Annotated in this window: 7 protein-coding genes; all 7 read right to left on the reverse strand. The window is 68.4% G+C overall.

The window, feature by feature from the left end:
• Positions 1 to 6: 6 nt before the first annotated feature.
• Positions 7 to 2274, reverse strand: coding sequence for an ATP-binding protein (locus tag IM787_RS04305; protein ID WP_193675380.1), 2268 nt, complete (start codon positions 2272 to 2274; stop codon positions 7 to 9).
• Positions 2271 to 2867 carry a DUF4390 domain-containing protein gene (locus IM787_RS04310; protein ID WP_193675381.1) on the reverse strand — a complete coding sequence of 199 codons (597 nt, stop codon included), beginning with the start codon at positions 2865 to 2867 and terminating at the stop codon, positions 2271 to 2273. Before IM787_RS04310 ends, IM787_RS04305 begins: the two co-directional genes overlap by 4 nt.
• A complete protein-coding gene (rsmB, locus tag IM787_RS04315) occupies positions 2860 to 4203 on the reverse strand; it encodes a 16S rRNA (cytosine(967)-C(5))-methyltransferase RsmB (protein ID WP_193675382.1) in 1344 nt (447 codons plus the stop codon). Before rsmB ends, IM787_RS04310 begins: the two co-directional genes overlap by 8 nt.
• A gap of 20 nt (positions 4204 to 4223) precedes the next feature.
• The gene (locus tag IM787_RS04320) at positions 4224 to 5498 is read right to left on the reverse strand and encodes an NAD(P)/FAD-dependent oxidoreductase (protein WP_193675383.1); all 1275 of its coding nucleotides are present in this window, start codon (positions 5496 to 5498) and stop codon (positions 4224 to 4226) included.
• Between the two features lie 8 nt (positions 5499 to 5506).
• Positions 5507 to 5812 carry a c-type cytochrome gene (locus tag IM787_RS04325; protein ID WP_193675521.1) on the reverse strand — a complete coding sequence of 102 codons (306 nt, stop codon included), beginning with the start codon at positions 5810 to 5812 and terminating at the stop codon, positions 5507 to 5509.
• Between the two features lie 79 nt (positions 5813 to 5891).
• Positions 5892 to 6455, reverse strand: a complete 564-nt coding sequence (locus IM787_RS04330) for a LemA family protein (protein WP_193675384.1) — start codon at positions 6453 to 6455, stop codon at positions 5892 to 5894.
• A 70-nt stretch (positions 6456 to 6525) separates the two neighbouring features.
• Positions 6526 to 10752, reverse strand: coding sequence for a DNA-directed RNA polymerase subunit beta' (gene rpoC, locus IM787_RS04335; protein ID WP_193675385.1), 4227 nt, complete (start codon positions 10750 to 10752; stop codon positions 6526 to 6528).
• Between the last annotated feature and the right edge of the window lie 2 nt (positions 10753 to 10754).

The following is a 10754-nucleotide window of genomic DNA, read 5'->3' on the forward strand; positions in this document are numbered from 1 at the left end:
GCGTTGCTAACTCGCAACTCCAAATGATAACGACACTTGGGCCCCCTGGATGACACCCCCATCGACCCGGTTCTTCAGATCGATGCGGGCGCCATGCTCATCCGCGATTTTTTTCACGACGGCCAATCCGAGGCCCGTGCCCTTGGCCTTGGTCGTGACGTAGGGCTCGAACGCGCGCTTGAGGATGTGGTCCGGAAAGCCGCTGCCGGTGTCCTGGACCACGAGGCGGACGCGCCGGGATGCTTCGTTGTACTGGGTGCGCAGGAGCACCTCGCGCAGCTCGCGGCCCTCCGTGGCGTCCTGGGCGTTCTGCAGCAGGTTGTGGATCACCTGGCGCAGCTGCTGGGCGTCGCCCAGGATGCGCGGGCAGGCCGGATCCAGTTCCACCCGCACCGGCACCTGCGACGCGCTGCGCGCCGGATCGCCTTCGCGCGCGTACAGGTGCAGCACGTCGTTCACCAGCCCGTTGAGATCGACGGGCTTCAGCTCGGCCGCCGGCAGCCGGGCGTAGTCGCGGAATTCGTTGACCAGCCGCTGCATGGCGTCGACCTGGTCGACGATGGTGTGCACCGACTTGGCCAGGATCGCGCGGTCGGCGTCTTCCAGCTTGGCGGAGAGCCTGCGCTCCAGGCGCTCGGCCGACAGCTGGATCGGCGTCAGCGGGTTCTTGATCTCGTGCGCCAGCCGCCGCGCGACCTCGCCCCAGGCCTGCGCGCGCTGGGCCGAGACGATCTCGGAGATGTCGTCCAGCACCAGCAGGCGCGATTCGCCGGGCAACTGCGCGCCGCGGGCCACGAGGGTGATGACGTTCGCCCGCGTGTCGCCCGGCCGTTCCGGGTTCAGCTCGAAGGGCTGCTGCCAATGGTCCACCACCTGCGTCTCGGTCATGAACTCGTCGAAACGCTGCTGCACCGCCGACCCGAACTCTTCGAGGCCCGGCACCTCCGCCAGCGGCCGTCCCTGGTGTTCGAACAGCGCCTGCTGCAGGATGCGGGCCGCGCCCGGGTTGGAGGTCTGGATGCGGCCCTGCGCGTCCAGCACGATGACACCCGCGGTGAGGTTGTCCAGGATGGTCTGCAGGTTGGCGCGCGCCGCGCTCACCTCGTACATGCTCTTTTCCACCGCCGCGCGGGCGTCGAAGAGCTGCTGCGTCATGGCGGCGAAGGACCGCGTCAGGCCGCCGAGTTCGTCCTTGCCTTGCAGCGCGGGCTTGGGCGAGAGGTCGCCGGCCGCTACCTCGCTCACGCCGGCGGCCAGCAACAGCAGCGGCCGCGCGAGCTGGTTGCCCAGGATCACCGCCAGCAGGATCGATCCGAACACCGCGAGGAACAGGCTCAGGGTCAGCGTGCCGATGTACATGCGCCGCAGGCCGTCGCGTGCCAGCGCGCGCTCCTGGTACTCGCGGTTGGCTTCCTGCACTGCGATCGCGTTGGCGACGAGCGCTGGCGGGATGGTGACCGTCGCCTGCAGGAAGCGCGTGTCGCTGAGCAGGCCCACCGACGGTTGCGGCACCAGCACGATCGCCTTGATGCGCGCGCCGCTCGTCGACGCCGTGGCGGGATCGTCCAGCCCCTCGACCATGGTGAACGCCCTTTGCGTCCGTACCGTGCGCAGCTGCTGCGTCGTGGGACGTTCGGGATTGAGCTGGAAGCGCGACTGGCCGGAGCTGGCGATCATCTGCCCGTTGCCGCCCCACAGGACGACGTCGACGGCGTCGAGCTGTTCCCGGATGCGCTCCAGCGCGAGGCCTGCCGACGCGTCGCCGACCTGCGCCAGCTGGCCGGCGGCGCCGCGGGTCTTGCTCGCGAGATCCGAAGAGAGCGCGTCGAGCGTGGTCCGCCCCAGGTTCAGCCCCGCATCCAGCGCGCCTTCTACCTTCACGTCGAACCAGCTCTCGATGGAGCGCGCGACGAACTGGTACGACACCACGTAGATCAGGAGGCCCGGCACGAAGCCGACCAGCGCGAAGATCATCGCCAGCTTGATCAGCAGGCGGCTGCCGAACTTGCCGCGCCGCAGGCGCGAGGCCAGCCGCACGAACACCCAGAGGATCACGGCGAGCAGCACGCCGGCCACCACCATGTTCAGCGCGAACAGGCGGCCGTAGTTGCGTTCGTAGAGCTCGCGGTTGTTCGTGGCCTGCGTCAGCAGGAACATCAGCACGATGCCGATGGCGATGGCCACGGCGATGCCCACGGCCAGGGCCCAGCGCCAGGCGCGCGAACCTTGCACCAGCCGGCGCGCGGGTCCCTCGGGCGCGCGCGGGCGGTTCATCGCGCCACGTCCTGCGGCAGCCGCTGGTTGCGGATGGCGATGATGTTCCATTCGCTCTGGCCGACGGCGCCGATCTGGAACGGCCGGGGCAGCTGCGAGACGTCCAGCCGGAAGCGGAAGTCGACGTTGTGCTCCGACGCCGGGTCGATCTCGCCGGGTTCGGCGATGCGCCAGCGCGAGAGGCGCTGCACCGCGGCAAGCGCCTCCTCGCGCGTGTCGAAGCTCTGCCCCAGCGCCAGCCCCGACTGGCCCACGGGACCGGACGACACCTGCAGGCGCCAGCGGCGCGTGAGCGGCTGGTAGGACAGGCGCATGTGGCGCGTGGCCGTGGTCACGCGCTTGTCGTACCAGTACCAGCGGTCACGGTAGATGGAGGCCTCCGCCACGAAGAACATGGGGATGCCCTTGGCCAGCGCGTCCTCCACCGCGTGCGGCAGCTCGAAGCGCACGGTCGCGCTGAGCAGGACGCCCTCCTCGGTGCGCTCCACCTGCATCTGGGTGACTTCGGCGGCCGAAGGCTGCGCCCAGGCGCTCACGCCGGCGCAGAGGAGGAAGAAGGCGCAGAGCCAGGACCAGGCGCTGCGCTCAAGCATCCTGGCGGGCCGGTGCATCCAGTGCACTCTTTTGCAGCACCGCGTAGAAGAAGCCGTCGTGGTCACTCGGCTGATTGTCCGGGAGCCCCTCGGCCCGGGCCCGGTTGCGGGGCAATAAATGGCCAGGGCCGGGCCGCAAAACGGCTTCGCTGTTGTGTGCAAGAAACGCCGCCACCTGCGCGTCACCCTCCGCCCGGAACACGGAACAGGTGCAATAGACGAGGCGACCCCCAGGTTTCAGCAGGGGCCAGAGCGCAGTGAGCAGACGCTTCTGTTGCGCGGCGAGCTGCGCGACGTCGCTCTCGCGGCGCAACCATCGCACATCCGGGTGGCGCCGGACGATGCCGGAAGCGGTACACGGCGCATCCAGCAGGATGGCGTCGAACAGGGTGCCGTCCCACCACGTGGCCGGCTCGGCGGCGTCGGCGGCCCGGACCTGCGCCGGCAGGCCGAGCCGCTGCAGGTTCTGGTGGATGCGCTCGCAGCGCGTGGGGTCGACGTCCAGTGCCAGGACCTCGGCCCGGGAGAGCTCGCACAGGTGCGCCGTCTTGCCGCCCGGGGCCGCGCAGGCGTCGAGGATCCGCAGGCCGGCACCGTCGGCCAAGCCGTCGAGCACCAGCGGCGCAGCGAGCTGGGCTCCGGCGTCCTGCACGGACAGCAGCCCGTCGCCGAAACCGGAGATCGCATCGACGGGCAGCGGCTGCGCGAGCACGAGACCGTGCTCGGCGATGGGTTCGGCCGCGATACCGGCCGCGGCAAGTCGGTCCTGCATCTCGGCCACCGTCGCCTTGCGCGTGTTCACGCGCAATGTCATGGGCGCCGGGGCGTTGTTGGCTCCCAGAATCTGCTCCCACTGCGCGGGGTGGTCCTGCCGCAGGCGGGCGATCCACCACTTCGGGTGGTTCCAGCGGGCGACCGGGTCCGCGTCGGTCGCGGCCACCAGCGCCTCGCGTTCGCGCAGGAAGCGGCGCAGGCAGGCGTTGACGAACGCCTGTTGCGCGCGAGTCTCGGGTGCGCGCTTGGCGGCTTCGACCGCCTGGTCCACCAGCGTGAAGGCAGGGTACGGCGCGCCCTCTTCCCGCCATGCGAGCGCCAGCGCGGTGCAAAGCAGCGCGTCGGTTTCGGGCGGCGGCGGCCGTTTGGCCAGTTGCTTGCGCAGGGCCTCCGCGCGGCCGAGATGGCGCAGCGCGTGGTACGCCAGCGCCTGGGCGGCCGGCCGCAGCTCGGAAGGGACGCGCGCCAGGCCCGTGCTGGTGGACTCGCCGCGCCGCACCCCCGCCAAAACGGAAGCGGCAGCCTGAAGCTGCCGCCAGAGGGGTGGGGCCGGACTCGTCATCCGGCCATTTTGGCACCCGTTCAGGCCAGGCTGTCGGCCCAGATGTTCTGGGCCCAGTTCCAGGCGTACACGCCTTCGGTCTCGTTCGGCGCCGGGCTCAGGCCGCCGGAGCCCGCCACCGTCTTGAAGGTCTTCTCCGCCGCCACGTACTCGTGCACGCTCGCGACGTGGATCACGTTGCGGTTGTCGACGTAGCTGTAGCAGGTGTTGGTGAGCATGGGCGCCGGGTTCACCGCCCAGCCCGCCAGTTGCGCCACCACCGCGGCCGCCGCGACCTTGCCATGCGCATTGGCCATGTGGCCGCTCTTGGGCATGGCGGGCGCGATCTGGATCGAGTCGCCGATCACGTGCACGTCGCGAGCGGCGGTCGATTCGAAGGTCTGGTAGTCGACCCCGCACCAGCGGTTGTTGGCGACGTTGGACAGGCCGGCCTGCTGCGCGATGGTGCCGGCACGCATGGGCGGCAGCACGTTGAGCACCTGGGCCTTCACGTCCTCCTGCACCTCGAACTTGATGAGGCCGTCGCGCGGGTCGACCGCCAGCACCTTGTGCTGCGGCCGGTATTCGACGATGCCGCCGTACTGCTCGGCCCACACCTTCTTGAACAGCGCGCCCTTCGACGTGACGTCGGGGTTGGCATCGAGCACCAGCACCTTGCTGCGCGGCTTCGCGGTCTTGAAGTACCAGGCGACCTGGCAGGCGCGCTCGTACGGGCCGGGCGGGCAACGGTAGGGCTGCTCGGGGATGGTGATCGCGTAGACGCCGCCGTCCGGCATCGCTTCGAGCTGCCGGCGCAGCGCCACGGTTTCGGAGCCGGCCTTCCAGGCCTGCAGGATACGCCCGGAGGCGTTGGCGGCCTGCAGGTTCTCGATGGCGCCGAACTGCAGGTCAACCCCGGGCGACACGATCAGCTTGTCGTAGCCGATGGTGCCGCCGCGCGCGAGCGTGACGACCTTGCGCTGGGTGTCCACCGACGCCGCCATGTCGCGCACCACCTGGACGCCATGGGTGCGGGCGAGACCGGTGTAGGGCGTGGTGATCTCGGCGATCTGGCGGCTGCCGCCGATCACCAGGTTCGACATCGGGCAGGATACGAAGGCTTCGTTCGGCTCGATGAGCACGACGTTGACCTTGTGGTCCGACAGCAGCCGCACGTACTTCGCGGCGGTGGCGCCGCCGTAGCCGCCGCCGATCACGACGACCTGTGCCCGCGAAGGGACGCCGGTAGTGGCGCAGCCGGCCAGGCCCAGGAGGCCGAGAGCGGAGGAAGACTGGAGGAAGGATCGTCTTTGCATGGTCGTCCTCACTTGGGCTGGGCGGCGAAGTAGCCGGCGATCTGCTGCAGCTGCGCCGGCGTGAAGCCCTTCGTGATCTGGTGCATCACGGTGGCGGGACGGGTGCCGTCGCGGAAGGCCTGCAGCTGCTGCAGCATGTAGTCGCGCGGCATGCCGGCCAGCCCGGGAACGGCCGACCCCTCGGCCGTGCGGCCGTTGGTGCCATGGCAATTGGAGCAGTTGGCGGCCAGGCTGCGCACGTAGAGCGCGTCGGCCGATTGCGCCTGCGCGCCCAGCGATGCGATGGCCGCGGCGGCCATCAGGACGTTCTTCATCTTCACGGTTGCCTCCTCGTTCTCAGCCGCGACTATACGAAGCATCGGCGCCGCCCGCAAAGAACTTGCGGCTATGACGTCATGGGCGGGTGCGCAGCCCGCGGGCCGGCTCGAAGCCGAACAGCCAGGCGAGCAGGATCGCGGGGAACTGCCCGATGCCCTCGTTGTAGCGGGTGACCGCCTGGTTGAACTGCTCCGTGGCGGCCTGCGCCATGCGCACCAGCTGGACCCGTTCGCTGCTCGTGTTCTCCGGCAGCCGCGGGCCGGCCAGGTCATGGGCGTCGTCGCGCTCGGCACGTTCCCATGCGGTGCCCAGCACTTCCTGCGCCGCCCCGAGCGCGGCGATCCGCTCGGGGTCGAGCGGCTTGACCTTGGCCGCCGCCAGCGATGCGGCGAGCTGCGCGCCGGCGCCCTGCAGACCGCCCCAGAAGGCGCTGCCGCCCGAGAACTGCGAGTCCTGCTGCTCGTCCTCGGGCGGGATGCAGGCCTGCACCAGCTGCACCTGCTTCAGCAGCTCGGTCTCGAGTGCGCCGAAGGCGGACTTCGCCTCGGAGCGCAGCCGCACCAGCCGGTTGTACGCGCCCACCGCCCAGAACAGGGCGACGGCCGCGACGATCCAGGGAAGGAAGGTGGACGAGGACATCGGTCGTGGAAAAGAAAAAAAGCGCCACCGCCCAGCCGGGCAGTGGCGCTCCAGTTTAGGGGAACCGGGCTTATTCGGCCGCGGTCGTGCCCTCGTTCGTCTCCGTGCCGGCACCTTCCGTCACGGCGGCCAGTTCGGCCGCTTCGGCGTCGGCGATGGCGCGGCGCTCGGCCTCGTCCATCTGGTCCTTCGCCTTGCGCGCGACGTGGTACGCCATGCCGGTGCCCGCAGGGATCAGGCGGCCGACGATGACGTTTTCCTTCAGGCCGCGCAACTCGTCGCGCTTGCCCATGATCGCCGCCTCGGTCAGCACCCGCGTCGTTTCCTGGAAGGAAGCGGCGGAGATGAACGAGTCGGTCGACAGCGAGGCCTTGGTGATACCGAGCAGCAGGTTGCTGTAGGTCGCGGTGATCTTGCCTTCGCTGCGCAGCCGGTCGTTGGTGTCCAGGATCTCCGAACGCTCGACCTGTTCGCCGGCGATGTAGTCGGAGTCGCCCACGTTCTCGATGATCACGCGGCGCAGCATCTGGCGGACGATCACCTCGATGTGCTTGTCGTTGATCTTCACGCCCTGGAGGCGGTAGACGTCCTGCACTTCGTCGACGATGTAGCGCGCCAGTTCTTCCATGCCCAGCAGGCGCAGGATGTCCTGCGGATCGGCCGGGCCGTCGACCACGGACTCGCCCTTGTTCACCACCTGGCCTTCGTGCACCAGGATGTTCTTCTCCTTCGGGACGAGCTCCTCGTGCACGCCGCCTTCCGGATCGGTGATCTGCAGGCGGATCTTGCCCTTGGTCTCCTTGCCGAACGACACGGTGCCGGTCATCTCGGCCAGCACGCCCTTGTCCTTGGGCGAACGGGCTTCGAACAGCTCCGCCACGCGCGGCAGGCCGCCCGTGATGTCGCGGGTCTTCTGCCCTTCGACCGGGATGCGGGCCAGCACTTCGCCGGGGCCCACGTCCTGGCCGTCGCGCACCTGGACGAGCGAGCCGACCTGGAAGGCGATCGTCACCGAGTGGTCGGTGCCGGGGATCTTCACCTCGTTGCCGGCCGGGTCGACCAGCTTCACCTGCGGGCGCACCACCTTGGCGGAGCCGCGGCGCTTCGGGTCGATCACGACCAGCGTCGACAGGCCCGTGACCTCGTCGACCTGCTTGGCGACCGTCAGGCCCTCTTCCACGTTCTCGAACTTCACCTTGCCGGCGAATTCCGTGATGATGGGTCGGGTCAACGGGTCCCAGTTGGCCAGGATCGTGCCGGCCTTGATCGTCTGGTCGGCCTTCACCGCCAGGATCGCGCCGTACGGCACCTTGTGGCGCTCGCGCTCGCGGCCGTGCTCGTCATGGATGACGATCTCGCCGGAACGCGAGATGACGACCAGCTCGCCCTTGCTGTTGGTCACGTAGCGCATGGTGGTGTTGAAGCCCACCGAGCCGGCGGACTTCGCATCCACGCTGGACGCCACCGCGGCGCGCGACGCCGCGCCACCGATGTGGAACGTGCGCATCGTCAGCTGCGTGCCGGGTTCGCCGATGGACTGCGCGGCGATCACGCCGACCGCCTCACCCACGTTCACCAGGCCGCCGCGGCCAAGGTCGCGGCCGTAGCACTTCGCGCACAGGCCGAAGCGCGTGGCGCAATTCAGCGCCGTGCGGACCTTGACCTCGTCGACGCCGGCTGCTTCCAGCTCGTCGATCAGGTCTTCGTCCAGCATCGTCGCGGCGCTCACCATCACCGCACGCGTTTCCGGGTGCAGCACGTCCTCCGCGGCCACGCGGCCCAGGATGCGGTCGCGCAGCGACTCGATGACTTCGCCGCCCTCGACGATGGCGCGCATCAGCGAGCCGTCGGCGGTGCCGCAATCGTCCTCGGTCACCACCAGGTCCTGCGTCACGTCGACCAGGCGGCGCGTCAGGTAGCCGGAGTTCGCCGTCTTCAGCGCCGTGTCCGCGAGACCCTTCCGGGCGCCGTGGGTGGAGATGAAGTACTGCAGCACGTTCAGGCCTTCGCGGAAGTTGGCCGTGATGGGCGTCTCGATGATCGAGCCGTCCGGCTTGGCCATCAGGCCCCGCATGCCCGCCAGCTGGCGGATCTGCGCGGCGGAACCGCGGGCGCCGGAGTCGGCCATCATGTAGATGGAGTTGAAGGACTCCTGCTCCACTTCCTTGCCGTGGCGGTCGGTGACCTTTTCCTTGGCAAGCTGGGCCATCATCACCTTCGACACTTCGTCGCCGGCCTTGCCCCAGATGTCGACCACCTTGTTGTAGCGCTCGCCGGCGGTCACGAGGCCGGACACGTACTGCTGTTCGATCTCCTTCACTTCCTTCTCGGAGCGCTCGATGATCGCGGCCTTCTCCGGCGGCACGAGCATGTCGTCCACCGCGATGGAGATACCGGCCTTGGTGGCCAGGCGGAAGCCGTTCTGCAGCAGCTTGTCAGCGAAGACCACCGTTTCCTTCAGGCCGCACTTGCGGAAGGAGATGTTGATCAGCTTGCTGATCTCCTTCTTCTTCAGCGCCTTGTTCAGCACGCTGAACGGCAGGCCCTTCGGCAGGATCTCGGACAGGATGGCGCGGCCGACCGTCGTGTCGTGCAGGCGCACGGACGGCACGAATTCGCCGCTGTCCTTGTCCTTGTTCCACTCGGTCAGGCGCACGGAGATCTTGGAGGTCAGTTCGACCACGCCCATCTCCAGCGCGCGCAGCACTTCGGACACGTCGGCGAAAACCATGCCTTCGCCCTTGCCGTTGGTGCGCTCGCGCGTCGTGTAGTACAGGCCCAGCACGACGTCCTGCGACGGCACGATGGAGGGCTCGCCGTTGGCGGGGAACAGCACGTTGTTGGAGGCCAGCATCAGCGTGCGGGCTTCCATCTGCGCTTCCACCGACAGCGGGACGTGCACGGCCATCTGGTCGCCGTCGAAGTCGGCGTTGAACGCCGCGCAGACCAGCGGGTGCAGCTGGATCGCCTTGCCTTCGATCAGGATCGGCTCGAAGGCCTGGATGCCCAGGCGGTGCAGCGTGGGAGCGCGGTTCAGCAGGACCGGGTGCTCCTTGATGACCTCTTCCAGGATGTCCCACACCACCGGCGTGCCGGCTTCGACTTCCTTCTTCGCCGCCTTGATGGTGGTGGCGATGCCCATGGCTTCCAGGCGCGAGAAGATGAAGGGCTTGAACAGTTCCAGCGCCATCAGCTTCGGCAGGCCGCACTGGTGCAGCTTCAGGGTCGGGCCCACGGTGATGACCGAACGGCCCGAGTAGTCGACGCGCTTGCCCAGCAGGTTCTGGCGGAAGCGGCCGCTCTTGCCCTTGATCATGTCGGCCAGCGACTTCAGGGCACGCTTGTTGGCGCCGGTCATCGCCTTGCCGCGACGGCCGTTGTCCAGCAGCGAATCCACCGCTTCCTGCAGCATGCGCTTCTCGTTGCGCGCGATGATCTCGGGCGCCTTCAGCTCCAGCAGGCGCTTCAGCCGCGAGTTGCGGTTGATGACGCGGCGGTACAGGTCGTTCAGGTCGGAGGTCGCGAACCGGCCGCCGTCCAGCGGCACCAGCGGACGCAGGTCCGGCGGCAGCACGGGCAGGACGTCCATGACCATCCAGTTCGGCTTCATGCCGGACTTCTTGAAGGCCTCGAGGACCTTCAGGCGCTTGGCGTTCTTCTTGACCTTGACCTCGGAGCCGGTCAGGTCGCCGCGCAGCTTCTCGATCTCGATGTCGAGGTCGATGCCTTCCAGCAGGTCCTTGATGCCCTCGGCGCCCATCTTGGCGACGAACTCGTCACCGTATTCCTTGCGCTTGGCGTCGTAGTCGTCCTCGGACATGATGCCGAACTTCTTCAGCGGGGTCATGCCGGGGTCGGTGATGACGTAGGCCTCGAAGTACAGCACGCGCTCGATGTCGCGCAGCGTCATGTCGAGCACCAGGCCCAGGCGCGACGGCAGCGACTTCAGGAACCAGATGTGCGCGCAGGGCGCGGCCAGGTCGATGTGGCCCATGCGCTCGCGGCGCACCTTGGTCTGGGTCACTTCGACGCCGCACTTCTCGCAGATCACGCCGCGGTGCTTCAGGCGCTTGTACTTGCCGCACAGGCACTCGTAGTCCTTGATCGGGCCGAAGATCTTGGCGCAGAACAGGCCGTCGCGTTCCGGCTTGAAGGTGCGGTAGTTGATCGTCTCGGGCTTCTTGACTTCACCGAAGGACCACGAGCGGATCTTCTCGGGCGAGGCGATCCCGATGCGGATGGCATCGAAATGCTCGTCCGGCGTGAACTGCTTGAACAGGTCGAGTAGCGATTTCATGT

The organism is Ramlibacter pallidus, assembly GCF_015070875.1.
GTDB classification, from domain to species: domain Bacteria; phylum Pseudomonadota; class Gammaproteobacteria; order Burkholderiales; family Burkholderiaceae_C; genus Ramlibacter; species Ramlibacter pallidus.

What these genes read in the sequence shown, in the direction of transcription:
- IM787_RS04305 (WP_193675380.1), bottom strand. Translation starts at nt 2,274, where the DNA reads ATGAACCGCCCGCGCGCGCCCGAGGGACCCGCGCGCCGGCTGGTGCAA.
- IM787_RS04310 (WP_193675381.1), bottom strand. Translation starts at nt 2,867, where the DNA reads ATGCTTGAGCGCAGCGCCTGGTCCTGGCTCTGCGCCTTCTTCCTCCTC.
- rsmB (WP_193675382.1), bottom strand. Translation starts at nt 4,203, where the DNA reads ATGACGAGTCCGGCCCCACCCCTCTGGCGGCAGCTTCAGGCTGCCGCT.
- IM787_RS04320 (WP_193675383.1), bottom strand. Translation starts at nt 5,498, where the DNA reads ATGCAAAGACGATCCTTCCTCCAGTCTTCCTCCGCTCTCGGCCTCCTG.
- IM787_RS04325 (WP_193675521.1), bottom strand. Translation starts at nt 5,812, where the DNA reads ATGAAGAACGTCCTGATGGCCGCCGCGGCCATCGCATCGCTGGGCGCG.
- IM787_RS04330 (WP_193675384.1), bottom strand. Translation starts at nt 6,455, where the DNA reads ATGTCCTCGTCCACCTTCCTTCCCTGGATCGTCGCGGCCGTCGCCCTG.
- rpoC (WP_193675385.1), bottom strand. Translation starts at nt 10,752, where the DNA reads ATGAAATCGCTACTCGACCTGTTCAAGCAGTTCACGCCGGACGAGCAT.